Below are 25,248 nucleotides of genomic sequence, written 5' to 3' on the forward strand. Positions count from 1 at the left end.
AGGTTAAAGCAATCTTAGGATCTTTAAAGGGAGCTAACAGCTTTTCAATCCAATCTTGGTAGATGGGATAAACGTGAGCACTGGCAATAACGATGAATTGCCCGGTGGCAGCCTGACATCCAAGGTTGAGCGCTCGCCCAAAGGAAAACTCCTCCGGTTTGATGGATAAGAGTTTGACTCGATAGCGGGATGCAATGGATGGAGTGGCATCAGTAGAACCTGAGTCAACAACAATGATTTCTACATCTTGGATTGTCTGCTGCATGATGCCACTGAGCAGACGACCGATGTGTTCTTCTTCGTTATAGCAACGAATGATAATGGATATTTCAGGCACTTTGCTTAACTATAATGGGGTTTATAGTACAGCGTTAAGTATATACACTTAACCATTGGATATGAGTTCCAAAACCAAGGATTTATAGGTTGAATCAGGGTAAACGCATATAATTTTATGAGTCCTATATATAGTGTTTTTTGATTGGTATTTTTAAGATTAACTTACTTTTTGTTTAGATAAAACAGGTTGAACTTTATTGGAGTTGTCAACTAAAAAATTACCCATCACCAGTAGATCTATATCACTGTAAACAAATGTGCGCAAGGCATCTTCTGGTGTATTCACAATTGGTTCACCCCGTAAATTGTAGGAAGTGTTTAAGAGGACGGTAATTTCAGTTGCCTCACCAAACTTTTCGATTACTTGATAATAGAACGGGTTAGATTCTTGGCGAATAGCTTGTAGGCGACCTGTGCCATTATGGCAGACAGCTTGAATTTGCTCTTGCTTATCTTCAAGAATTGGTGCCACCATCTGCATATAGCGAGGCAGATATTGGTTTTGTAAATTAGAACCGGAAAAATAATGATTTACCTGTTCGGCTAAGATAACTGGTGCAAAAGGACGAAATGGTTCTATAAATTTAATTTTGGTATTGACAATTTCCTTCATTTTTAGTTGACGTGGATCGGCTAAAATCGAGCGGTTTCCTAATGCTCTTGGACCCCATTCACCACGCCTTTCAGGGGTAGGTTTTTAATAAACTGGAAAAAAACGCGATGCTCTTAAACAGCGGCTAAGGGAACACAGCCATGAAGAAGAATCAAGATTACCAAAAATGGTTGAGGACAGTGACTAAAAAAATGCCCCATCTGAGCAAACCTCAAGCAGAGGTTTTAGGGATGTGGAGTTTTGGCATTGTGATGACCGGCTCTTGTGGACTGACCACAGTGGCAGTTTTTCTAGCGGCCTTGCTCGGCAAAAAAGAAAACACTGTACGTCAACAGTTGCGGGAGTGGTACAGAAATCAGCAAGACAAAAAAGGGGATAAACGAGCTGAACTTGATGTCACCAGCTGTGCAAGCCCCACTCCTGCAATGGGTGTTAAATGGATGGCCTCCCCAGAAAAAATCGATGGTTTTAGCTCTTGATGCTTCGTTCCTTTTGTTGCCGATTTACCCTCTTAGTTGTGAGGGTTGTCTATCGCGGCTGCGGTATTCCTGTGGCTTGGAAAGTGATCGAAGCCAAGGCTAAAGGCAGTTGGCAACCCTATTGGCTGGATTTACTCTCCCACCTTACAAACACAATTCCCCAGGACTGGTTAGTTTTGGTGATGGCTGACCGAGGACTGTATGCCAAGTGGCTCGTGCGTTGCAATTCAACAACAGGGTTGGCATCCGTTTTTACGAATTAACCAACTTCGACAGTTTCATCCGGTGGGTCAACCCAGCTTTGTTCCTTTAACCACAGTGGTGACCCAGAACGGTCAAAGCTGGTCAGGTCGAGTAACTTGCTTTTCTAGCAATCCCCTCAGTTGTACCTTGCTGGCTCGATGGGACTCTGGGTACTCAGATCCTTGGTTGATTGTCACCGATCTCGACCCAGATCAAGCTGAGGGTTGATGGTATCGAATGGGTTCTTGGATTGAGTGTCTCTTCAAGGATACGTTGGCGGGGAGGTTGGCAATGGCACCAGACGAAAATGACTGACCCCCAAAGGGCTGAGCGTCATTGGTTGGCAATTGCCATCGCCACCTTGTGGGTCGTCAGTGTTGGAGGGGAATCTGATCCTGATCTATCCTTCAACGACTCACAACAGTTACCGGCAACCCCTGTCGAGAGTCAAAACTCTGACACCGGTACACCGAAACCCCGTGTTTTGAGCTGTTTTCGTCGGGGCAAGTTAGCTGATTCTTGCTGCTCTACTCAATCATCTTCCGTTACCTATCGGTCAATTTTTTCCCGATTTTTCTCCAAGTATTCCTTTTCTATCCTCAGCCCTTTATCTTAAAAACCTACCCTTGAAAGAAGGTAGGGTCGCCTTAATCAATAAGTTTCAACCAAAGGTGCCCTTGACCCGTAATTAAATTCGCCACGGGTCGCACCTCTTTTATGCATAGCCTGCCAACCCTAAAGGCGACCCTATCCTTACGGTAACTTCAAGACGCTCACCCTACCGGGTAGAGCGCGGGGCTTCTCGCGGTTCGGCTAACGAAGGCACCAGCTTAATTTATATCCCACAAAGCGCTAAAATAAGCCAGTGACCCTCCCTGTCCTATTCATAGGATTGGGAGAATCAAGCTCGAAACTGATAAAATGCCCAAGACTTACACTGTCGAATTTAATCACAAAGGCAACACATACACTATAGAGGTGCCAGAGGATAAAAAAATTCTTGAAGCTGCCCATGGGGCAGGGATAGATTTACCCAGTTCCTGCACGGCTGGAGTCTGTACCACTTGCGCTGCCAAACGAGTAGCAGAAGGCAGTGTAGACCAAACCGATGGCATGGGTTTAGGCCCACAACTCCAAGCAGAAGGCTATGTGCTGCTGTGTGTAGCTTATCCCCGCTCTAACCTGAAATTTGACACCGAAAAAGAAGATGAAGTGTACGACCGGCAGTTTGGTCAGCCGTGATCAGGTCAGTGCTGCTATATAATCTTAAGTATTTAGCTGTCAGCTATCAGCTATGAGCTATCAGCTATCAGAGGCTTTAACTGCTCCGGGTTTGATGAGTAAAACAAGCAGGGATTTTCAAGCAGCCGTATCAGCAGCCCCAGCTTGTTTACTACCGACCGTTGATTAGCTGACGACTGACGGCTGATAGCTGAATGCTTAAATATAATCAAATACCATTAGCCGAATAGCGAGAAGTAATGGTTAGATAGATTAGGATAGCCAGATTATCCTAATTAGAATTAGGGAGAAAACTATGACAACCCATTTCATTACTGCAGAAATTGACCTCCAAGAGTCCCCTAAGGAACTGCACCAAGCTATTGAAGCAGAACTACAAGAACGGGGAGAACCCCTGCGCTGGGCAGTTACCCATGTAGACCCTGAGCAGGAGAAAGCTACGGTAGAGGCGATTGTGACTAAAGAGCGCAAATAGTAAGTGAATCAGCGTGCCTATACCGTTGTTTTAATCATTCCTACTGGTGTAGGAGCGTCGATTGGTGGGTATGCCGGGGATGCCTTGCCAGTAGCTAGAGCGATCGCACAAGTTAGCGATCGCTTAATCACCCATCCCAATGTGCTCAATGGTGCCCAGTTGTACTGGAACTTACCCAACGCCTTCTATGTAGAAGGCTATGGCCTTGACAAATTTGCCGCTGGATGCTGGGGATTACGCCCAGTACATCAGAACCGGGTGGGATTACTCCTGGATCAGGGGATTGAACCAGAACTACGGTTGAGACACCTACAAGCAGCAGATGCCACCAGAGCTACCCTAGGACTGAATCTAACCGACTACGTAGTCACAGATGCTCCCTTAAATGTAGAACTGCGCACAGCAGCATCTGGAGCGAGTTGGGGAACAATTGGAAATCCCGATAGTTTATTGCGAGCAGCCCAAGTCTTGATTGAGCAAGCCGGAGCAAATGCGATCGCAGTAGTCGTGCGTTTTCCCGATGACATGGATAGTCAAGCATTGCAAGATTACCGTCATGGCCGAGGCGTAGACCCCCTCGCTGGTGCTGAAGCCATTATCAGTCACTTGATTGTTCGTACCTTTCAAATTCCCTGTGCTCATGCACCAGCATTGATGCCTTTACCCATCGATCCTAAATTGTCACCTCGTTCAGCAGCAGAGGAATTGGGCTATACCTTCTTACCCTGTGTTTTAGTAGGATTGAGTCGCGCTCCCCAATTTGTCCTCAACCAAAAAAATTTTCCCTCCTCCCTTGCTAATCCAGATTCTCAAACGATTTCCTCAAAACCGGGAGACATCTGGGCTGATGATGTAGATGCGATTGTGATACCAGCAACCGCCTGTGGTGGTAGTGCAATGTTAAGCTTTAGCCAGCTGCAAACCCAGATCATTGCCGTTGAAGAAAACCAAACTACCATGGAAGTACCTCCAGAACCTTTGGGAATTAAAGCCATACGAGTAAACTCATATTTAGAGGCTCTAGGCTTGCTGGTTAGCCATCGTGCTGGGATCAGTCCTAAAGCTCTGAGTCCATCCCTATCATCCCTGGGTCGCTTAAATTTTTGTGACAAAACAAATTCCCGATAATCCCGAACTTGAACCCCTAACCCGCATCCAAGTACTAGTGGCAATGGGTATAACTGCCGTAGTCTTACTCATCTTTGCCAAGCTATGGCTGCAACTAGGCAAGCTCACTCTCCTGCCCATCAAATTTACCCCCAATGCCCTAGTTATAGGACTAGCCATGGGGTTGGCAATTACTGGAGCCAGTGGCTTAGTGTATCGTCTTTGGCCAGCTTATCGCCAGAGTGCAGAAGTATACCTAAAGTTAATTCTCAAGCCCCTAATCATACCAGATTTAATGTGGCTAGGACTGTTGCCCGGTATGAGTGAAGAATTACTGTTTCGGGGTGTCATGTTGCCAGCAGTAGGGTTGAATGCTATCGGTATCATAGCCTCCAGTATGCTATTTGGGATTTTGCATCTAAGCGGTATCCAACAATGGCCCTATGTAGTTTGGGCAACCCTTGTTGGTTTGCTTCTGGGGTATAGTGCGGTAGCAACAGACAATTTACTCGTACCAATTGTAGCTCATATCGTGACCAACTTTGTCTCTAGCTTGGTATGGAAATTGGGGAATTTAGAAAATAGAACATAGAAAATTTAAAATCCAATAAAAAATAACAATTAAATAACAATTAAATAATAATCCGTGTAGGAATTGTGATAATTTTTGTTCCCTCTTCCCTACTCCCTACTCCCTACTCCCTACTCCCTACTCCCTACTCCCTGTTCCCTTTGCTAAATAACAATTAACAATTGATTAATGCGATCGCTTCCACTAAAATCCGATGTTCTTGGACTTGAATCCGGGCATGGAGGGTTTCTGGGGTATCATCGGGTAGCACAGGAACAGCTGCCTGAAAAAGGATTGGACCACTGTCAACATCTAGACTGACCACGTGAACCGTACACCCTGTAATTTTTACCCCAGCCTCAAGGGCTTGTTCCACCGCCCGCACCCCTTTGAAACTAGGTAATACGCTGGGATGGATGTTGAGAATCCGGTTAGGAAAAGCGTCTAGGAGTACCTGTGTCACCACTCGCATCCAACCAGCCATCACGACCCACTCCACCTCATACTGTCGTAAAGTTTCGACAATTTGTTGATCGAAATCTTCCCGTTTTTTGGTGTGCCGGTGATTATGTAGGACTGCTGGAATGCCGTATTTTTCTGCTCTAGCTAACGCTTTAATGCCTGGATTATTGTAAATGAGTACTTGAATTTGGGCATTGAGTTGGCCGTTAGCGATCGCACTAGCTATGGCTTCAAAGTTACTGCCACTTCCGGAAGCCATCACTCCCAGTTTCAGAGGGGAAGTAGTCGGTAAGGAGTCTACGGTCTGTGGTCGAGAAATGGTAGGGGAAATCAAGGTCGGGCTGGAATCTGGGGAAGTTAGATTGGCAGTCATATCGGTAAATGCGATCGCACAGTCATAAGCATGACCATTAACATATCAATTTTATAGGAATGTTGAGATAAATGAGTTTCTGTAACCTTTCCACACCTCTGTTACTTGTAACTGTAGGCTGTCAGTAGCCGTGAGCCAAACATGCACCGGCACGCCTAATTAATTGCATACAAAGCTTAATTTCCGAGTCAGGGCAAACCCATCTTATTTTAAAATGCCTACTCGATATGAAACTCATACGATAAGTAATTTTGCTTATGAATTTTCTAATTTTGTCTGAGTAAGGCTTTTATAATTTAGATGGGTTTGCCCTGATTTGCGAGTATAAATTCCTATTAGCTTGTGGGACTCAAAACTTGTGCTAAGACCAGATTTAAGCATTATCCTGACTCTGCCAGCCGAAACCTAATAAAAATCGAAATTTATCATGAATATGCGGATTTTGAATGATATGATCGCGGTGAAATTAAGAGTAGGATAAAAGGCGATATGATGAGGCAAGCACCTGTTTCTCCTGTGGTGCTAGTTATCTTAGACGGTTGGGGTTACCGCGAAGTAACTGATGCCAATGGGATAGCCCTAGCAGAAACCCCTGTAATGGACAGCCTCTGGGCGGCCTATCCGAGTACATTAATTCGCACCTCTGGAAAGGACGTGGGACTCCCAGAGGGTCAAATGGGCAATTCGGAAGTGGGGCACTTGAATATAGGTGCTGGGCGTGTGGTGCCTCAAGAACTTGTGCGCATCTCTGATGCGGTGGAAAATGGCACTTTAAACGATAACCAAGCTATTGTGCAAGCATGCCGAGAGGTTAAATCTCGGGGTGGGAAGATGCATATCGTGGGTTTGTGTTCTGAGGGTGGGGTACACTCCCATCTCAATCACCTCCTAGGATTGCTAGCGCTAGCCAAAGCCCAAAATCTATCTGAGGTCTATATCCACGCGATTACCGATGGTCGTGATACTAAACCGACCGACGGCATTGAAGCAATTCAAAAAATTCAAGATTATATTGATCAAGTTGGCATTGGATGCATCGCCACCATTAGTGGTCGCTACTACGCCATGGATCGAGACCGACGCTGGGAAAGGATTTCAAAAGCCTATGAAGTTATGACTCAGGATGGTCCTGGAAATGCTATCTCAGCAGTACAATTCCTCAAGGAGTCTTATGAGTCAGAAATTACTGACGAGTTTATCTTGCCCACACGGCTTACTCCTGGAGCTGTGACAGCAGGAGATGGAGTAATTTTCTTTAACTTCCGCCCAGATAGAGCCCGACAGCTTACCCAAGCCTTCGTGGATCCTAACTTTGATGGCTTTGAGCGGGAACAGATCAAACCCCTAACCTTTGCCACCTTTACCCAGTATGACCCCAGTTTTCCGGTATTGGTCGCCTTTGAACCTCAGAACTTGACTAATATTCTGGGGGAAGTTATATCCCAGCATGGGTTGCGCCAATTCCGAACTGCGGAAACAGAAAAATACGCCCACGTCACTTACTTTTTTAATGGTGGTCTAGAAGTTCCCTTCGAGGGTGAAGACCGGAAATTGGTGCAAAGTCCGATGGTACCAACCTATGATAAAGCACCAGCCATGTCAGCTAAGGAAGTGACCGATGAAGTGATCGCAGCGATCGAAAAACGCATTTACTCCCTGGTAGTGATTAACTATGCCAACACTGATATGGTGGGCCATACTGGCAATGTGGAAGCCTGCATAGAAGCAGTGGAAACCGTAGACCGCTGCATAGGACGCTTAATTGATAGGATTATTAAAGTTGGTGGCACTACCCTGATTACTGCTGACCACGGCAACGCCGAGACTATGCGCGATGAGACAGGTAATCCTTGGACAGCTCACACGACAAACCCAGTACCCTTTATCCTAGTAGAAGGGGAAAAATTAAAAATCCCTGGACATGGTACAGAAGTTGCATTGCGCTGTGATGGATGTCTGGCAGATATTGCCCCGACCATCTTGGAAATCTTGCAACTTCCCCAGCCAAAAGAAATGACTGGGCGTTCTATGATCCAACCCGCTAAGTTGGAAGTCCGTAATAATCGGACACCCGTGCGAGTTTCTCTATAACACAGGAAGTTGAGAACCCCTTTGTTTTAACCGAGGGAGAGTTCAAAACTTCTCAATGCCGTAATATTGTCAAAAGAATGGTTAATCAAATCCTGCAAATTATTTGGGTTTTATCTGGCTTGGGTCTGATTATTTTGGTTTTGCTCCATAGTCCCAAGGGAGATGGCCTTGGCGGTATCGGTGGTCAAGCTCAGCTGTTTACCAGCACCAAGAGTGCTGAAAAAGCCCTGAACCGGGTGACCTGGATCTTGGCGATTACCTTTATGAGCTTGACAGTGATTTTAAGTGCAGGTTGGTTAAACCAGTAAATAATTAGAGTTAAACCTTGGGGAGTAGGTGGGATAAAAACGATCAGCAGCTATGGATAGCCCTGTTTCTAGGGGGTGTCACTTGTCTGTTAGTTATGTTGATTCAGTCCAGCACCGCAGCCGGTTTATACCTAAAGTTTAACCAATTAACAGAAGCCTCCTCTGCTATCGTGGCTTCGATGCCAGTCACCTCACCTGCCCTACCAGCTCCTAAGCCTCACCCTCTACCAAATCCCCTTGCCCAGTGGCAAGACCCTACCGGCAGCGGTGATTATTTTTATGAAATCAAGGGGACTCCCTTAGGTTATCTGATCTGGTCTCAGTTTCCCGTGAAGGTTTATGTGGAACACCCCCAACCACCTGCTGTGGTTGATGCTAAGCACCAGCGCTTCCAACAATGGGTTGATGCGGTGTTAAAGGCGGTGGCAGAATGGGGGGTGTATTTGCCCCTAGAACTAGTTGACCAGCAGGAATTAGCAGATATATCGATTTTGCGATCGCGCCCTCCTCTAAAAGTTTCCTTGAACCGTGAGACCGGAACCTTTGATTGGTCTCGCGCTCGCTCAGCCGTTACTCGCTATGAATTTTACCTGGGGCAATCCATCAGGGCACCAGAGCAAATAGTAGATAATCTATTATTACATAAGTTTACCATACTTCTCTCCCCTGAGCAATCCATTGACTACACCCTTGCCACTGCCCGTCACGAACTCGGTCATGCACTAGGTATTTGGGGTCATTCTCCTTTAAAAACTGATGCGCTATACTTTTCCCAAGTTCGCAATCCCCCGAGAATTTCTGCTAGAGACATCAATACCCTCAAACGGATATACCAACAGCCAACTCGCTTGGGATGGCCTTTGCTCAAGGTAAAAAGTAAAAGCTAAAAGGCTTGCATTCATAGGACAAGCCCCAGCTAATATCAAGTCAGGTTGAATACCCATAATTAGAGGGAGGGTGGGACCCACCCCTAACCCCTCCCAGGAGGGGAAGTGTGGGGAGGGTGGGAAGTGTGGGGAGATGGGGAGATGGGAAGATGGGGAGATGGGAACCCACCCCTAACCCCTCCCAGGAGGGGAAGATGGGGAGATGGGGGAGATTTTTATTAAGGGTAATTATCCCGACATGATATAAAACGAAAAATCAAGGTTTTTACTAATAGGTTTTTACTAATAGGTTTTTACGAATAAGTTTTACTTAATAATTTTAAACGAATAGGAAAAAGCGAACTTCGGATCACAGAACTTCAGATTTACAGAGGTTGTACACGGAAAGGGTGCATAAGTCCTGATCCAAATGAGATTGCAAACAAATCCTTGTGACATCCTACTTTCGGCGAGTATTGGGGAAGCTCGAAGCTAGTGGCTGTGAGCTTCAGTCGGTAGGAATACTTACCACTGTGCCAATAGCTCGAGCAATTGTCTGGTTTTAAGGGATTACACTATACTAGTAATTCTTTAAGAAATGGCACAATAGTAGTTCGAATACTATGCTATAACACTCAGTTATGGGTATGACGTTTTCATAGCCATCGGCATCTGAGTTAGTTACTTAGCTTTACCAGAGTGCTCGTACCAAGTTGCAGCTTAAATCGTAACGAGAGGAAATAAGGACTTGGGAATTTTCACCATTGTCCGATAAGTAAATTGCACTTGAAAAACGCAACTTGGTCTTAGCTTTCAGCCCACTTGTCTGATTCATTAGTATCGGACATTTTTGTGGGTAAGATTTTTATTTTCGGTCGTCAGGTGTACATTTACTATTCGGCAAAATACCGTAACCCTAAACTAATAGCCTGAATGTGTCAATCTAGCATCATGCAGACTACCGAAAAAACTCAACCGAAACTTCTCAACCTCAAAAAACGCCTTAGTGAAATTAACGACTTAGAAGCAGCCGCATCTTTGTTGTACTGGGATCAGGCAACCTATATGCCTCCCGGTGGTGCAGCTGCTAGGGGACGTCAGCTGGCTACTCTACAAAAAATTGCCCATAGTAAATTTACTGACCCAACCATGGGCGAACTGCTGGAAGGGTTACGCCCCTATGAAGAAACTCTACCTTACTTTTCTGACGAAGCTAGCTTAATCCGCTGCACTAGAAAAAATTACCACAGAGCCGTGCAGGTGCCAGCGGAATTTATGGGAGAATTCTCTGAACATCGGACAGAAACGTACAGTGTTTGGGTAAAGGCAAGAGCTACCAACGACTTTGCAGCGGTGCGCCCTTACTTGGAAAAAACCCTTGACCTCAGCCGTCAAATGGCTTATTTTTTCCCTGGTTACGAACATATCGCTGACCCGTTAATTGACTTTGCTGACTATGGGATGAAAGTCTCTATTTTGCGGACGCTTTTTTCTCAGTTGCGAGAGGAATTAGTGCCAATTGTGGAGGCTATTACTGCCCAAAGTCCCACGGATGACAACTGTTTACACCAACGATATCCTGAAGAGCAACAGTTAGATTTGACTCTCAAGGTCATGAAGCAAATGGGATATGACTTTGAGCGCGGAAGGCAAGACCAAACCCATCACCCATTTATGATCAACTTCTCTACCGGTGATGTGCGCATTACGACCCGTGTTGATGAAGATGACCTGAGTCAAGCTCTATTTAGCAGCATCCACGAAATGGGTCATGGTCTTTATGAGCAAGGAATTAGACGAGATTTGGAAGGCACTCCTCTTGCCTGTGGGACATCTTCGGGTGTCCACGAGAGCCAGTCCCGACTTTGGGAAAATATAGTTGGGCGTAGTCGGGGCTTCTGGAAATTTTTCTATCCCCAAGTACAATCCTACTTCCCCTCCCAACTGGGTAATGTTTCCCTCAATGCCTTTTATCAGGCCATCAACAAGGTGCAGCGGTCTGTAATCCGCATGGATGCTGATGAGGTGACTTACAATCTCCACGTCATGATCCGCTTTGACTTAGAACTGATGATGCTTGAGGGTCGGCTGCAGGTGAGGGATTTACCGGAAGCCTGGAATGAACGCTATCGTGAAGATTTAGGGGTTGTTCCCGAGAATGACAGTGACGGGGTGTTGCAAGATGTTCACTGGTACACTGGTCAGATTGGGGGAATGTTCCAATGCTACACCTTGGGTAACTTGATGAGCGCCCAGTTTTTTGAAGCTGCAGTAACGGAACAGCCTGAAATTATACCAAAAATTGAGCAAGGAAACTTTAGTACGCTCCATAATTGGTTGAAGGACAACATTTACCAACACGGTTGCAAATACACAGCAGCTGAATTGATTAAGAGCGTCACTGGTACTGCTTTACGCATCGATCCATTCATCCGCTACATCCGGCACAAGTATGGGCAGCTTTACATGCTTTAATATTTGTTTGTGCCAAAAAAGTGGTTTTGCGAGAACGTTGTCCATATATCTAAAAGAATATCTATTCCTGATCTGTAGTGCGCGGGAATCACTATTCTTTAGAGGAATTTTTTATAGGGTTGTTGGTTTCAATATAGTTGACTTGTATTTGGGGAGTTTCAATGCTCAACCTAATTCAGGATGTTCTCGAAAGTGACGAAAAGAGCGATCTACGTCACTTTACCAGCCAGTTAAAAACCGCAGAACCCAGGTATTTACTGCGCAACGAAATTCTGGCTGCTTTTAATGAATACTGCACTAACCACAAAAAATCCGAATACTTTTATCATTCTTCTCATTTAGGGAAGCTGATTTATTACACCCAAGAAATTATTCTGGAAGATGAAAGTCTATGCTTGATTATCCGACCAAAAATTGCGGCTAAAAGAGCTTTCCGTCTGTTTGAAGACTTAAGGGCGCAAGAGGTTACACCAGAGGAACTGCTGAATATACGCGATCGCTTTGTCAATCGCTACAACCCCAAGGTCGGGGAGGTTCTCCAGCTGGATTTTCAGCCGTTTTATGACTACAGCCCAGTCATTCGCGATCCCAAGAATATTGGTAAGGGAGTCCGCTTCCTAAACCGCTATCTCTCCAGTAAACTCTTTCAAGACCCTGAGCAGTGGTTGGAGTCGTTGTACGGTTTCTTGAAAGTGCTTTATTTCCAAGGAAACCAGCTACTGATTAACGAGCGCATTCACAATCACCAGCAACTCTCAGAACAGGTGAAGTTGGCCTTGGAATTTGTAAGCGATCGCCCAGACAGCGAATCCTATGATAAATTCCGCTTTAAGCTGCAAGAGATGGGTTTTGAAGCAGGCTGGGGAAACACGGCTAGTCGGGTGCGGGAAACCTTGACAATGCTGGATGAATTGATTGATGAACCGGATGATAGGGCATTGGAACAGTTCCTATCCCGCATCCCAACGATTTTCCGGATTGTCCTGGTATCGGTTCACGGCGTTGTTCCATCTGATTTATAAGCCTCGGGCTAAAAAGCTTTTGGAGGAGCATATGCGTCGATAATAGGATTAAGTGCGTCAGTGCTCAGTGTTCAGAGTAAAAACTCACCAGTGTCAACTACCGCACACTGAGCCATTGATGGCACTTATTTCAGGAAACAGAGAATTGAACATCGAATGCAGCGATCGCATAACTATACCCAGCAGCCAAAGGAAGAAGACTACAGCGAAATTATTGATGTGCGCTCCCCGAGTGAGTTTGCTGAGGATCATATGCCAGGTGCGATTAATCTACCTGTGCTCGATGATCAGCAACGGGCTAAGGTAGGGACTATCTATAAACAAGTGTCTTCCTTTGAAGCTCGTAAAATTGGTGCCTCTCTAGTTGCTGGGAATATCTCTAGACATCTGGAAAGTCACTTTGCTGCTAAGGATAAAAATTACCATCCCTTGGTCTATTGTTGGCGGGGTGGACAGCGTTCCCAGAGTTTGGCAGCAGTGTTAGTTCAAATTGGCTGGCAAGTTACAGTTCTCGACGGGGGATACAAAACCTATCGAGCTTATGTAAGGGAAGAATTAGAACAGTTGCCACAACAGTTTACTTACCGGGTATTGTGTGGACTAACGGGTAGTGGGAAAACCCTGATCTTGCGGCAACTTGCTAAGCAAGGTGTCCAGATGCTGGATTTGGAAGAGTTAGCCAATCATCGAGGTTCGCTGCTGGGTCAAGAGTGGGAAGGTGAACCATTATCTCAACCGTCACAAAAATGGTTTGAATCCCTGCTATTGGAAAAATTGCAACGCTTTGATGTCGATAAGCCAGTATGGGTAGAAGCAGAAAGCAATAAGATTGGAAAAATTTATTTGCCTCATTCAGTATGGCAAAATATGAAGGATGCTAGGTGTGTGGAAGTTGAGTTACCCCTGGCACGTAGAATTGAATGGTTGTTGCAAGAGTATCCTCACTTGCTTACTAACCCTGAGTTTTTCAAAAGTAAGCTAGAGTGTCTAAGGTTTCGCTATGGCTGGAAAAAAATTAACCAGTGGTATGGGATGATTGATGGGGGTCAAGGTCATGCTTTGGTAGGAGATTTGCTTGAAAGTCATTATGATCCAGCTTACCGCCGCTCGATTAGTAAGTGTTATGGAAATGTAGTATCGACGTTACCGATTGTGGATTTATCAGAGCACAGTGTTCAGACTTTTGTCAATAGTTTAGTGTCTTGGACAGAATTATGCTCAGGATAGTTAATCAGCAAGTCAATATTTTATGTCCGAGTACTTATCAAATTCGGATGATTACTTACTGATAAAAAAGAATGATATCGTGTCCGGTTGTTTCGGTTAAGTTCATAGTTGAAGTTTTTTACTCATTACCCTCAATTATTGCACAATTGGGCAACGCTAAATTATGACTCATGCAACGCTTATGCCCGTTCCCAGTCCTCTGGCACCCCATAGTTTTGAGACTTTTGGCAGCGTTTGACATAGAGCATGGCTGCTTTATCCTGGGGATTAGTTTGTAAAACTGACTGAAATATCTGTTCAGCTTGGGCGAAAGCTTGCCGATGGTAGAGAAATGCAGCTTGTTCAAAGTTACTCTTAGTTTTTATCTTTAACTGCTTCAGTTGCGGCTGATCTTGATCAAATAGCTCAAATACTGCCACCGGTTTATTTTTTACTTTAACTTTGACTCGATCCAGAAACCTATAACTGTACTTTTGAAACTCATTCAGGTTATAGAGGGTTTGTTGGCTAATCATAATCCCTGCACCATAAAGTTTGGTTAATCCTTCCAAGCGGGAAGCAAGATTAACTGCATCAGAAATCACGGTACTTTCCATCCGCTTTTGTTCACCGATTGTTCCTAGCATTAAGCTACCTGTATGTAAACCAATACCGATAGTAATCGGAAGATAACCACTTTGGCACCGATGCTGGTTGTAGACCGCTACTGTTTGTTGCATCTCAAGTGCACCTTGAACCCCATCATCCGCTGACTCAGGAAAAAGTGCCATAACTCCATCTCCAATGTACTTATCAATAAACCCGTTGTGAGCCCGGATTGCTGGACTAACTCGACTCAGATAACTATTAATAAAATTCAAATTTTATTGAGGAGATAACTGTTCTGATAGGCTGGTAAAAGAGCGAATATCAGCAAAAATAACAGTCATTTATTTTTGAACATAGTTCCCTAATTTAACATCAATAATACTGTCATATCCCAGGAAGCGCAAAAAGTCATGGGGGACAAACTTACCATAAGCAGAGGTAATTTTATAAAGCCGTAGATGACTTTTAATTCGGGCTAACAATTCATGCTTATAAAAAGGCTTAGTCAGATAATCATTTACCCCACAAGTAAACCCTTCCACCAAATCAGAAACTTGATTGTTGGCGGTTAACATGATCACCGGAAGTTCACTGGGCAAAAACTTCTGGCGAATTTTTTCACAGACTTCATAGCCCCTCATGCGGGGCATCATCACATCCAGTAAGATCAAGTCAGGCTGGAAACGACTTGAGAGAATTTCTAAAGCTTCTAAACCATTAGTGGCTGTAGCGATCGCATAATTTTCCATGGAAAGATAATTGGTAAGAACCTGACGGTTGACTGGTTCATCGTCCACAATCAAAATTTTGATATATCCACTTTCTGCTGCTAAGGCTCCAGTGAAGTTCGGGGTTTCATTGGTGAAGTCGGGGACTGGAGCGATGGATTCAATTGGTGGAAACTCTTAGTATCAGTGTACCATCATCTAATCGTTCTGCTCCTAGGTTGTCTTTATTCTCTAAGCCTAATCCAGTAAATGTAAGGGTATTAAAGATCTGAAGCTGCTGCCAAAAGTAACGCTCTAATTCAGGAATATCTTGCAAATTCAATTGACCTAGATTAATGGCAGTGGCATTAATCTGATTAACTAGATGAGGAATGGTTAGGTAAGCCTCCAAATTCTGCTCAACCCGAGCATTGACTTCTTCAAGCAGTTGAGTCGCAACATCATTAACCGCTGTCTTGCCGTTTCTATAGGACAGATATCCCACAAGTCCCACTGCTGCGAAGATTTGCAGGACAAATGGTATGACCAAGATCAGGGGAAGGGTAACTTTCCCAGAAACCTTGGAAACCCCTTGGGCTAAAGATTTGAATAACATTTGCTTGTGCCATCCTGCTTGACTGACAAATCGTTAGGAGTTACATTCACAGAATTCCCAGAAATCAAGAAAAAGTAGCGTCAGCACCCTTGACTGAAGTAAGGAGGCTTAAAGTCCTTTATTTCCTGATGCCTGAATGCTTAAAAAGGACTTAATAAATCTTTATCTGGAGTATTGCCTTTTTTGTGATAAAATTCTCTCACCGAAGTATAATAGAGTTATTTTTACATTAACTCTAATGTTAGTTTTGGTTTGGAACTATTAAAATGCTTACTTTAAAAGGGTTCTCAGTGGCTACAGTTGCCGTCGTTTTGAGCAGTTGCTTAATACCTGAAAAAGCCTTGGCTAGTCGTCTTGATTTCACAGCTGAAGCGATTGGCAGTTCAACTCCTTCTACAATACTAAATGCCAGTATTGGTCAAACCCTACAAAACGGCGATTTTACCATAGAAAGGACTGGGGATAACACCACCCTTGGTAATGGGATTGATGAAGATACCAGTTGGAGCTTTGATTTTTCTGACTTGGCGACATCAATCAATGACTTATCGCAAGCGGAACTAATTTTAGACCTGACACCACACAACGCCCTGATTACTACCGATTTATTTGGTATCATAGGATTGGATACTATTACTATTGATCTGATCCGCAATCTCCCAGTAGGAACTAAGCAATCGCTGTCTTTAAATTTACTGGAGTTTTACGACTCAGGAGAAATCGTGAACGTCTTTAATGCCAATAGTGGCAAAATTCCGGTATTTTATGGAGATGATGCCATTGTATCTCGTGCTGAGCTGTCATTGTCTACAGGTGAAAGAGTTCCCGAACCTGCTTCTACCCTAGGAATTTTCGCTTTGGGGGCTTTAGGAATTAGTTCAGTATTGAAGCACGAACTCAAACAGCAGAAACAAGCAAAGCAGTAATCTTCATCAAGATTGATAACTAGTCAACCGGACACAATATAACTAAAAATATAATAAAAATATAACTAGTGTGTTGTTGACGGTTGATTAGTGAACTGTTAACTGTTAACTTTTCACTTTCAATCGTCAACCATGGCCTTAAGGCCGTAGGCCACGCTGCGCGAACGGCCACGCGTGCGCGTTCAACAAAAATTTCATCAACGTAGCAAAGCATTCCAAGTAGCAGGACCAACAATGCCATCAGGTTCTAGTTTGAACTTGCGCTGAGCCGTTTGTACTGCGGCTTTCGTAACCTCTCCAAATACCCCATCTACTGTGGCTTTTAAAAAACCAAGAGATTTCAGTCGCCTCTGCAATTGCTGGACTGCTGGACCACGCATACCTTGTCGGAGAATTGGTAAGGTTATAGCGCTAGGCTTAGTTCTCTCAACAGTGACCGCATTGCCTGTTGTGGTAGTGCGATTACCAAAGCTAGTGCTGGTTGCTGGGGAGGAAGGGTTGGAACTAGTTGTGGTGGTTTGGGTAATAGCTTGTGTGATGGAAGGCGTCGGAAAGGATGAAGCTGAGATGCCATCAGAGGTGGTCGGGGGTCTTATACTTGCTGAGGGTAAGGGATTTGAAGTAGAGGTTGAGGATGTTGGATTGGGTGGGATGCTCGGAAACAGAAGATTCCATTCAGCAGCTCCCATGATGCCATGGGGAGTCAAACCCGCTTCTTGCTGCAACTTGGAGACAGCCATCGCAGTATTATCTCCATAAAACCCATTTACCTCTCCTGTGTAATACCCTAATAATTTAAGAACTGCTTGTAATTCAGATACTCTTTCCCCCTCACTACCAATATCGAGAGTTGGTCGGTTGATTTTGACTGGGGTAATTGCTTGAGCCAGTTTTGGGACAACGCCATTGGCTTCAAGGGCAACTGCTGGCAAGTTCCCTAAGCTAAGGGCTACTGATCCAAAGATAGTTATACCGATGATGCTGTTAGTGGTGTGTATAGAATCCATATCTTTACAGCCAATTAAATCTTGTCACGACTTAATTTAACTTTATCGATTCAAGCGGATTTATAGACAACAATATATTGAGATCTCCCCCGGTTAAAAGGTAAAACACGGGAGAGACCTCAAGTTTTTAGTTTGCTCTGTTAACCGAGGAAGTTGATTGCTTCAGCAGGTCCGACTAGAGAAATATAAGGTTCAATGAAATAACGATTAGCTGCTGCTTGAGCCATCTCTGGAGTAACCCTTGTCACATCCTGTTGAAACAGGGTATCAAACTCAACTCCTAGCCCGATCGTCTCATACCAGCCATAGACTTGAGCTAGCTGACCATTAGTTTGTTTACCTAGTGCATACTGACCAAGAAGCTTATTTTTGGCAACTTGCAATTCATCCTGACTCAGTTGTTGAGAACAAAGACGTTCCACTTCGGTAACCAGACCAACCAGTGCAGTTTCTGTATTTTCCGGTGCTGTCCCCATGTAGGCTATAAACGTAGAAGCCGACTGGCGTGTCGGAAACAATGCTGAGACATCATAGGCTAAACCCCGCTTTTCTCTGAGTTCTACAAATAAGCGGCTAGAAAGACCATTCCCCAGGTAGGTATTCAGGAGTTTGAGGGTAGCAAAGTCAGCCTCTTGTACGGCTGAGGTAAGATAACCCAGCATCACAATCGACTGCTGCGTCTCTTGGGCAGTAGTCACTTGGCAGGGTTGGGCAATGGGGGAGGGTAAGGAGGGTTTGCTCAGGGGTGTATCGGGAACTTGCCAATCCCCAAACACTTGCTCTACCTGCTTAATCGCATCTTCTGAGTTAATACGACCTGCAATACTAATTATTAGGTTATCAGGGCGGAAATAAGTCTGATGATAGTGTTCTAAGTCAGCTCGACCCAGTGTAGATACGGTAGCTTCTTCTCCCAACACTGAGAAGCCATAGGGATGGTCTTGATACATTGCCTGTCGCAATTGCTTATAGGCAATGTTAAAGGGTTGCTCCTGTTGGGCACGAATAGTTTGAATGGTTAGGTACCTCTCTAGGTCTACCTCAGCATCTGGGAAACTAGGCGATCGCAAAATCTGCCCTGCTAGCTGTAACATTTCAAACCAGTCAGCTGCAACGGTTTTCAGGGAGAGTAGAAAATAATCGTTAGCCGCATCAGCACCAAGTTGAGCCCCCATAGACTCGACCCGTTCGGCAATGTCTATAGAGGATAAGTCTTGGGTTCCCTTGGTCATAACTGCTGAGACGAGGTGAGATAGCCCAGCTTGGTTTGGTGGATCGAACTGACTACCTGCCTGAATAAATAGACGGCTGGCAATGATATCAGCAGCAGCATTTTCAACTACTATCACCACGATGCCATTATCTAGCACTGTGCGATGGATATTCTGTTGTTGCTTTAGTGTGATATTAGGCATGATAGTCTTAAGTCTTAGGCTTGATAGTCTTAGGTTTTAGGCAATTTTCAATTTTCAAAATTTCAATGCACGAATTTGTACTTTTACTACATGCCTTTGTGAATAGTTACCACCTTTAATTAGTTCCGATATAAGCTATCCTGTTGAGGATTGTGATAGCTCAGGCGATAGGTATAAAGATACAGTATCAGCTAATAAGTGCATTACGTCTAAAGATGTCAGCTTTTGAATCTAAAAATGAGTGACGATTTCAGCTATACTTTAATCTATATTATTGAGGATTGTGATAGCATAGCGATGAGGAGAAAGATACCGCTGGGCTAAGTGCATTACGTCATTAGCTGTTAGCTTTTGAATCTCAATCGGATAACTATAGGCTGCTTCTGCTGTAGCAATAATGTTGTAGTAACCATACAAACCAGCAAGTTGACCAGCAGATTCTGTGGAAAAAATATAGTCGTTATAGAGCTGACGTTGACAGCGTTTGATTTCTGTGGTTGACACTGGTGTCTGTTGCAATTGCCACAGGTGTTCCCTAATTATTGCTTCTACCTGTTCTAGGTACTCGGGTTCTAGGTAGGCGGTAATAGTAAACAAACTCGAATCACGCTGTAGAGAGAAGCTACTACCAATGTCTTGCACTAATTGTTTCTCTTCCCTTAATTCTCTTACCAAGCGAGAAGAGCGTCCATCAGCCAGGAGCACAGAGAGTAAATCCAAACCACAAGCATCCCCAAGCTGATCTATCCCTGGTCCGTGCCAAGCCATCAATAGACGTGAGTGCTCCAGGCGAGGCAAGTTTAGTTCCTGACGCCTAATTCCGATAAATGGTGGTTCAGCTATCACCTCTGGTTTAGGACAATCAGTGGTGGAAGCAAAATCTTGAAATGACTGGTTAACTATAGTTAATGCTGATTCTTGGTCAATATCACCTACAATCACCACAGTCATATTTTCCGGCTGGTAATGGCATTGGTGGAAACAGCGCATTTGTTGGGGAGAGTGAGCCATCAAATCCGCTTCAGTACCCAGAATCGGTCTGCCATAGGGGTGACGTTGGTAAACGCTCTCAGAAAGAGCCTGAAATCCAACCCAATCAGGATTATCGTAGCTGCCACGAATTTCTTCTAACACCACACACCGTTCCCGGACAAATTCTTCTTCAGGAATAGCAGGATGCAAGAGTAATTCTGCCAAGGGAGGCAGGGTGTGTTTTAAGTACTCAGAAGCACTGGTTACGAAAAAATGAGCAAAGTCATGGCTAGTAGCGGCATTCGTTACACCACCGTGGCTTTCAATCACATAGTCAAACACACCAGGAGCAATGGTCTCGGTGCCTTTAAAAATCATGTGTTCCAAGAAGTGAGCCATGCCATACAATTCTTCTGGTTCTGCGATCGCACCAGCACCAACCCACACATCCGCCACTACTACTGGTGTAGCGCTTAGGTATTGATGAATGACATTCAAGCCATTGGTCAGTTTGAAAACACTAGCAGGAAACTTTACTTGAGGTAGGGGCTCAGATAACAATGCTTCTAATCTCAATGTGTAACTTTTTACATGATATTACTTAACGTTAATTTTGATTAACCCAGTGTTAAAGATCATGATTACTACTTCACACTTCCCTAAACTAAGTCCCAGGACTGTGTACCTGAATCAGAGCCCCGTCAGCGGTATAGATTTCCATAGGGATATCGGAATTATAGCTAATCCCTTTGAGGGCATCTTCTAAAGTCAATACGTGATTGACGATGCCAGCGTGAGCCTCTACATCACCTCTGACTTGAGCCGTAATGGCTGTTTGTCTGACCTGATACATATAAGTAGGTGTTAATTCTACTTTAATCAGACTTTCATCAATGGTGTAATTACAAACTCGAGTTTCCCCAGTACAGATTTGTTCAAGATCACCACCAATTTGTTTTAACTTTACCTGCAACTGCAACTTGCTTTGAACTGCCTTAAGGGCGTTTTGATAAGGCTCAATTAAAGACTGTGCATTTTTGTGGTAGTACGTAGAGTTTGGAACTTGCTTCACGTAAGTTAAAGCGTTGCGCCAATGAATCGCAGCCACCGACCATTGCTGCTTTCCCTGAGCTTTTTGAGCCAACTGAGCCAAACGTAGTCCCTGATTGTAGGCGTTGGTAGCAATTTTTTCCTGGGTTTTGCGATCGCGCGCCCTGGCCAGATTATTTTTATAGAATTCCTCCAGTCGTTGCTTGTCCTCTTCAACGGTTGTTCCTTTAGGAATTTTGTTCAGACGGTCTAATGCGGTTTTCCAAGTACTATAGACTAGTTGCCATTCCTCTAAAGTCTGGGCTACACCCTGACGAGCTTGGGCAATCTGAGCCGCTTTCTTAGCTGCTTTCATAATCTGATTACCCTGTCTTTCTTTGAGTAATCGCCGATTAACTTCCTCTAAATTGACCTTATATAGCTTAATTTTATGTTGCGCTATAGCATTCAGGCTACTCTCCTTAGGCATTTGTTCAAGGCGGGCAATTGCCTCTCGCCACAGTTTTTGAATTGCTATCCACTTTGATGCCTTATGGGGAGGATTTTTCCCTTTATGACCTGCCCTAGCCGCCATTTGCATGGCTGTCACTAACTGATCTAGGTCTTTACCTCTGACTTGATAGGCTTGAAGCAACTCTTGTGCTGTGTCATGCTTCATTGACCAAAACGGAATTGCTTTGAGTGCTTCAATCGCTGTCTTTAATTGCTTCTGAGCTTCGAGAATCTCCTTTCCCGATTTGGGTTTTTTCAGGGTGTCTGCTGACTTTTTACTCAATAGCTGAGCTTCATTCAGTGAACTACAAGACCCAAATACGCAGGGACGGGTAAAAACATAAAAGCCGCCGGTTAAAAATACTAAACCCAATCCCATGCCCACCACCACCAACAAAAGAAACGTACTTTTAGAATTTCCTTCATGGGGTTGTAGTGTTTCAGGGAATGGCTCATCGGTTTGAGCCTCGGGATCAGAAAGTGGTTCGTCCCAAGGGTGGGCTGCAACGTCAGAATCCATTGATTGATCGTTGCTTTGGTTAGACTCAGGGGTTAACTGGTTAGAATCCATTGCCTGTAGCAGGAGCAAAGCCAGAGATACCAAAAAAGGTACCTAATCTTAACCCAAAATATCCTCCTATGCTTCCAGTGGTTAGGCAGGAATTGGTGAGATATCAAGCCAACAGTGACGAATTATAGCGGTTAGGGGGAAATTATGAAGAATCAAAGAAGCAAGGAGTGACATCCTCCGACACCGTCATCTTTGATTGGGTCTAGACTTCCAACCTTACGATTAGACATGCCAAGATCCGCACTTATCTAGAACCATCAACAAACAGCTACCGTGATCTGGCTGCGGCGGTGATCTGGAGTTATCAACTATTGACTTCTATCATAGATTAATAACTTAGTGATGGCGTTTAAAGCGATCGACACCTGCTTCCCTTCTACCTATTCTACCTAGGGGCTACTGGGGGAATAATTTTCCTGTTTTTAATAACCAATTTCAGGCCGCTTCAGCTGGCAGACACTTTCACGGAAGTGTTTCTACAGCATGGACCAAGTGGCAAAAGATTTGAAATGTCGTGCTTAGGATTGTTCGCGAATCATGCATCTACTAGAATACCAGGCTAAAGAATTATTCCGTGAGATTGGCATTCCGGTTTTGCCTGCTCAACGCATTGACCATCCTACCGACATCAAGGGATTACAGATTCCCTATCCGGTGGTGCTCAAATCTCAAGTATCTACTTATGGAGACAACCCAGCTCGTCGCATCCGGTGTGTAGAGAATACCATCGATGCGATCGCAGCAGCTAGGGCAATTTTCAAACTCCCGATTCTGGGTAAGCATCCTCAAGTGCTGCTAGCAGAATCCCGTTACAATGCTGAACAAGAATTTTATCTAGCCGTGTTCCTAGACTACAACTTGGCCCGTCCTGTGCTATTTGGTTCTTCCCAAGGGCGTATGGACACCAAAGCCTTGATCACCGATATGCAAAAGGTTGTGGTCGAGCAAAACTTTTCACCCTTCTATGGGCGGCGTCTTGCCATCAAAATGGGACTTCATGGTAACCTGATTGAGTCAGTGAGTGGGATTATTAATAAAATGTACCAACTTTTTGTCCAAAAAGATTTGGACATAGTGGAAATTAATCCCCTCGGTGTTAGCCCGACTGGTGAACTCATGGCTCTTGATGGCAGGATTGCTATCAACGACAAGGCTCTGAGACGTCATCAGGATTTGATCAACTTGACATCGACCATGGCTGACAGTGGATTTTACCAAGAGATGCCCACTAACTCAAGCCATAATTTCAATGGTTGTGATCTCAAAGGTCGTGATCTCAAAGGCAACATCGGGATTATATGCAACAGCATGTGTCTAGCTGCAACAACAGTTGATCTGGTATACCAAGCAAAGGGTAAACCAAGACAGTGTCATCTCGTTCCAACTATCAACTCTAACCAATACTGGCCAATAACCCCTGCTGCCATAGAGGAACTGCAAGAGGCTTTGCGAGAACTAACCACATCCGAAGGGATTAAAGTGGTCTTAGTGAATATCTTGAGCAATAGGGCTACCAGCAATGCCGCAGCTGAGATGATTGCCAACTATCTACTGTCTCAAAGTTGGGAAACAGCTGTACTCAATTCAGAGAACCAGGAGCAAAATTCCACCAGTCATCCCCTTAGCTCCCTTCACCAAGACCTGTTATCTAAGGGCAAATCTCCTGGATCAGCCTCTGGGATTGAGAGACCTCACCTTGTGATCCGTTTAGTTGGGACAAATTTTCACTCGATTCAACAGCGTTTGGCTCAGCTCCCGGTACACTTTACAGACAATTTAGATGAGGCAGTCAAGCAAGCTGTATCTCTTGCCAAGAAGGGGTCACGACGTCCTAACCTAGTCAGCTAGCTGAGTGCGTCAGTGCTCAGTTACGATTCTTTTGTTCCTTATCCTTTTTGATTAGCCAGAGTCTTCTGGCAACTCAAAATGATCAATGATCATTGATCATTGATCATTGACCAATGACAAACAACAAATGACTAAGGATCAATCACCAATTAACTTGAGCAGCGATAGCAAAGTCCTAGTACAAGGTATTACACAACCCTTAGGTTTGTACTACGCTGCCCGGATGAAAGCCTATGGCACCAATGTCGTAGCCGGAGTTAGTACTGGTCAGGGAGGGCAAACCTTACATGGCATTCCTGTATTTGATTTAGTAGAGCAGGCTTGCCATCATGTCGAAGCTGTAGACACAACCATTATTTTTGAAGAATCTTACCAGGTCAAAGATGCTGCCTTGGAAGCGATAGATGCTGGGATAGGGCAAATTATTCTAGTGACTGGTGGTATTCCTCCCTTGGATATGGTAGAATTGATAGCTATTGCCCAAGCTACTAAGACAATTATTCTTGGTCCGAGCAGTTCTGGAATTATTGTTCCAGGAAAAGTTTTGCTAGGGACTCACGAAAGTGAATTTTACACCCCTGGCTCAGTGGGATTAATTACCCGTGGTAGTTATCTGATCTACGAAGTGGCTTTTGGCTTAACTCAAGCCAACCTAGGACAGTCAATCGCGATTAACCTTGGCAGTGAAGCAATTGTTGGTTCTTCGTTTAGCTATTGGCTGGAGGTTTTGGAAAAAGATAAAGCTACAAACGTTATTGTCCTAGTTGATCAGACTGGTGGCGGCTACGAAGACGTGGCCGCCGCTGCCTATATAGCCCAGGAAATCCATAAACCAGTGATTTCCTACATTGCAGGACGTTATACACCAGAGACACAACTAATTAGTAACCCTAGTGCTATGCTATCGACTCACCTACCAGAGGCTATGAGTAATATGACTAAAGTGTCTACGGCACAGGGAAAAGTGGCAGTATTTAAGCAAGGGAGAATCCCAGTAGCCGAACGCCCTTCCCAAATTCCCATCTTGGTTCAAAAGGCTCTCGAGCATTGACAGGCATTGATTCGCCACCCCATTACCCATTGGTCGGATTTACATCATACTTTGCATACTACAAACTGACATGGGTAATGTGGGTTATAACCGGTAACCTACAACCTACAAC

General features: G+C 44.5%; 27 protein-coding genes and 1 pseudogene. 18 read left to right on the forward strand and 10 right to left on the reverse strand.

The genetic code is table 11. The features are described 5' to 3' along the window. Positions 1-337: glycosyltransferase family A protein (locus tag F6K51_RS22965; RefSeq protein WP_293024552.1), on the reverse strand; the 337-nt coding region annotated here is incomplete at its 3' end. Positions 338-496: 159 nt separating this feature from the next. After that, positions 497-1,009 (reverse strand): annotated as a pseudogene (locus tag F6K51_RS22970) (carbamoyltransferase C-terminal domain-containing protein); the annotation flags it as partial. An 83-nt stretch (positions 1,010-1,092) separates the two neighbouring features. Here F6K51_RS22970 and F6K51_RS22975 point away from each other — a divergent pair. From F6K51_RS22975 to F6K51_RS23010, 8 genes are all read left to right on the forward strand, one after another. Beyond that, complete coding sequence (locus tag F6K51_RS22975; protein WP_075903757.1) at positions 1,093-1,431, forward strand: hypothetical protein; 339 nt, start codon at positions 1,093-1,095, stop codon at positions 1,429-1,431. Further along, positions 1,431-1,694 carry a hypothetical protein gene (locus tag F6K51_RS22980; RefSeq protein WP_143727837.1) on the forward strand — a complete coding sequence of 88 codons (264 nt, stop codon included), beginning with the start codon at positions 1,431-1,433 and terminating at the stop codon, positions 1,692-1,694. The genes F6K51_RS22975 and F6K51_RS22980 overlap by 1 nt, the downstream gene beginning before the upstream one ends. After that, positions 1,633-1,902: a hypothetical protein gene (locus F6K51_RS22985; protein WP_293024556.1), complete on the forward strand. Its 270-nt coding sequence runs from the start codon at positions 1,633-1,635 to the stop codon at positions 1,900-1,902. The genes F6K51_RS22980 and F6K51_RS22985 overlap by 62 nt, the downstream gene beginning before the upstream one ends. Before the next feature lie 79 nt (positions 1,903-1,981). Beyond that, entirely contained in the window at positions 1,982-2,290 is a 309-nt protein-coding gene (locus F6K51_RS22990; RefSeq protein WP_293024558.1) for a hypothetical protein, read from the forward strand. 305 nt (positions 2,291-2,595) lie between these two features. Beyond that, positions 2,596-2,916 carry a 2Fe-2S iron-sulfur cluster-binding protein gene (locus tag F6K51_RS22995; protein WP_293024560.1) on the forward strand — a complete coding sequence of 107 codons (321 nt, stop codon included), beginning with the start codon at positions 2,596-2,598 and terminating at the stop codon, positions 2,914-2,916. A 295-nt stretch (positions 2,917-3,211) separates the two neighbouring features. Beyond that, positions 3,212-3,391, forward strand: coding sequence for a hypothetical protein (locus F6K51_RS23000; RefSeq protein WP_075903751.1), 180 nt, complete (start codon positions 3,212-3,214; stop codon positions 3,389-3,391). A 3-nt stretch (positions 3,392-3,394) separates the two neighbouring features. After that, complete coding sequence (locus tag F6K51_RS23005; RefSeq protein WP_293024562.1) at positions 3,395-4,519, forward strand: DUF3326 domain-containing protein; 1,125 nt, start codon at positions 3,395-3,397, stop codon at positions 4,517-4,519. Next, positions 4,497-5,090 (forward strand): CPBP family intramembrane glutamic endopeptidase, encoded by a 594-nt coding sequence (locus tag F6K51_RS23010; protein ID WP_293024564.1) that lies wholly within the window; start codon positions 4,497-4,499, stop codon positions 5,088-5,090. The genes F6K51_RS23005 and F6K51_RS23010 overlap by 23 nt, the downstream gene beginning before the upstream one ends. A 154-nt stretch (positions 5,091-5,244) precedes the next feature. Here the strand turns inward: F6K51_RS23010 and purN are convergent, their stop codons facing one another. Next, positions 5,245-5,904, reverse strand: coding sequence for a phosphoribosylglycinamide formyltransferase (gene purN / locus F6K51_RS23015; RefSeq protein ID WP_293024566.1), 660 nt, complete (start codon positions 5,902-5,904; stop codon positions 5,245-5,247). Positions 5,905-6,396: 492 nt separating this feature from the next. Here purN and gpmI point away from each other — a divergent pair, with 492 nt between their 5' ends. The 7 genes from gpmI to mnmH all read left to right on the forward strand — a co-directional run bounded on the left by gpmI (position 6,397) and on the right by mnmH (position 13,893). Continuing rightward, positions 6,397-7,995 carry a 2,3-bisphosphoglycerate-independent phosphoglycerate mutase gene (gpmI, locus tag F6K51_RS23020; protein WP_293024625.1) on the forward strand — a complete coding sequence of 533 codons (1,599 nt, stop codon included), beginning with the start codon at positions 6,397-6,399 and terminating at the stop codon, positions 7,993-7,995. A 77-nt stretch (positions 7,996-8,072) separates the two neighbouring features. Next, entirely contained in the window at positions 8,073-8,303 is a 231-nt protein-coding gene (secG, locus tag F6K51_RS23025) for a preprotein translocase subunit SecG (RefSeq protein WP_008191847.1), read from the forward strand. A 17-nt stretch (positions 8,304-8,320) separates the two neighbouring features. Continuing rightward, on the forward strand, positions 8,321-9,190 hold the full coding sequence (locus F6K51_RS23030) for a peptidase (RefSeq protein WP_293024591.1): 870 nt from the start codon (positions 8,321-8,323) through the stop codon (positions 9,188-9,190). 107 nt (positions 9,191-9,297) lie between these two features. Continuing rightward, positions 9,298-9,432 carry a hypothetical protein gene (locus F6K51_RS23035; protein WP_293024593.1) on the forward strand — a complete coding sequence of 45 codons (135 nt, stop codon included), beginning with the start codon at positions 9,298-9,300 and terminating at the stop codon, positions 9,430-9,432. A gap of 688 nt (positions 9,433-10,120) precedes the next feature. Continuing rightward, a complete protein-coding gene (locus F6K51_RS23040; RefSeq protein ID WP_293024595.1) occupies positions 10,121-11,644 on the forward strand; it encodes a carboxypeptidase M32 in 1,524 nt (507 codons plus the stop codon). A gap of 161 nt (positions 11,645-11,805) precedes the next feature. Next, positions 11,806-12,666 (forward strand): hypothetical protein, encoded by an 861-nt coding sequence (locus tag F6K51_RS23045; RefSeq protein ID WP_365940095.1) that lies wholly within the window; start codon positions 11,806-11,808, stop codon positions 12,664-12,666. A gap of 156 nt (positions 12,667-12,822) precedes the next feature. Further along, positions 12,823-13,893: a tRNA 2-selenouridine(34) synthase MnmH gene (gene mnmH / locus F6K51_RS23050; protein WP_293024597.1), complete on the forward strand. Its 1,071-nt coding sequence runs from the start codon at positions 12,823-12,825 to the stop codon at positions 13,891-13,893. A 179-nt stretch (positions 13,894-14,072) separates the two neighbouring features. Here the strand turns inward: mnmH and F6K51_RS38520 are convergent, their stop codons facing one another. The 3 genes from F6K51_RS38520 to F6K51_RS23060 form a co-directional block, all read right to left on the reverse strand. Next, complete coding sequence (locus F6K51_RS38520) at positions 14,073-14,753, reverse strand: adenylate/guanylate cyclase domain-containing protein (protein ID WP_365940096.1); 681 nt, start codon at positions 14,751-14,753, stop codon at positions 14,073-14,075. A gap of 69 nt (positions 14,754-14,822) precedes the next feature. Continuing rightward, the gene (locus tag F6K51_RS38525; RefSeq protein WP_365940098.1) at positions 14,823-15,278 is read right to left on the reverse strand and encodes a response regulator; all 456 of its coding nucleotides are present in this window, start codon (positions 15,276-15,278) and stop codon (positions 14,823-14,825) included. 91 nt (positions 15,279-15,369) lie between these two features. Further along, complete coding sequence (locus F6K51_RS23060; protein WP_293024599.1) at positions 15,370-15,804, reverse strand: hypothetical protein; 435 nt, start codon at positions 15,802-15,804, stop codon at positions 15,370-15,372. Between the two features lie 266 nt (positions 15,805-16,070). Between F6K51_RS23060 and F6K51_RS23065 the strand changes: the two genes are divergently transcribed. Then, positions 16,071-16,730: a PEP-CTERM sorting domain-containing protein gene (locus F6K51_RS23065; protein ID WP_293024601.1), complete on the forward strand. Its 660-nt coding sequence runs from the start codon at positions 16,071-16,073 to the stop codon at positions 16,728-16,730. Positions 16,731-16,927: 197 nt separating this feature from the next. On the opposite strand, the gene F6K51_RS23070 is transcribed toward F6K51_RS23065, so the two are convergent. The 4 genes from F6K51_RS23070 to F6K51_RS23085 all read right to left on the reverse strand — a co-directional run bounded on the left by F6K51_RS23070 (position 16,928) and on the right by F6K51_RS23085 (position 22,270). Next, positions 16,928-17,737, reverse strand: a complete 810-nt coding sequence (locus tag F6K51_RS23070) for a peptidoglycan-binding protein (RefSeq protein ID WP_293024603.1) — start codon at positions 17,735-17,737, stop codon at positions 16,928-16,930. A 140-nt stretch (positions 17,738-17,877) separates the two neighbouring features. Beyond that, positions 17,878-19,152 carry a pitrilysin family protein gene (locus tag F6K51_RS23075; protein WP_293024605.1) on the reverse strand — a complete coding sequence of 425 codons (1,275 nt, stop codon included), beginning with the start codon at positions 19,150-19,152 and terminating at the stop codon, positions 17,878-17,880. Between the two features lie 261 nt (positions 19,153-19,413). After that, positions 19,414-20,700, reverse strand: coding sequence for a pitrilysin family protein (locus tag F6K51_RS23080; protein WP_293024607.1), 1,287 nt, complete (start codon positions 20,698-20,700; stop codon positions 19,414-19,416). Positions 20,701-20,788: 88 nt separating this feature from the next. Next, entirely contained in the window at positions 20,789-22,270 is a 1,482-nt protein-coding gene (locus F6K51_RS23085) for a hypothetical protein (RefSeq protein ID WP_293024609.1), read from the reverse strand. A gap of 504 nt (positions 22,271-22,774) precedes the next feature. Between F6K51_RS23085 and F6K51_RS23090 the strand changes: the two genes are divergently transcribed. After that, positions 22,775-24,085 (forward strand): ATP-grasp domain-containing protein, encoded by a 1,311-nt coding sequence (locus F6K51_RS23090; RefSeq protein WP_293024611.1) that lies wholly within the window; start codon positions 22,775-22,777, stop codon positions 24,083-24,085. A 127-nt stretch (positions 24,086-24,212) separates the two neighbouring features. After that, positions 24,213-25,136 (forward strand): CoA-binding protein, encoded by a 924-nt coding sequence (locus F6K51_RS23095; RefSeq protein ID WP_365940099.1) that lies wholly within the window; start codon positions 24,213-24,215, stop codon positions 25,134-25,136. The last annotated feature ends 112 nt before the right edge of the window (positions 25,137-25,248 follow it).

Origin of the sequence: Moorena sp. SIO3I8 (assembly GCF_010692325.1) — a bacterium.
Classification (GTDB): Bacteria; Cyanobacteriota; Cyanobacteriia; order Cyanobacteriales; family Coleofasciculaceae; genus Moorena.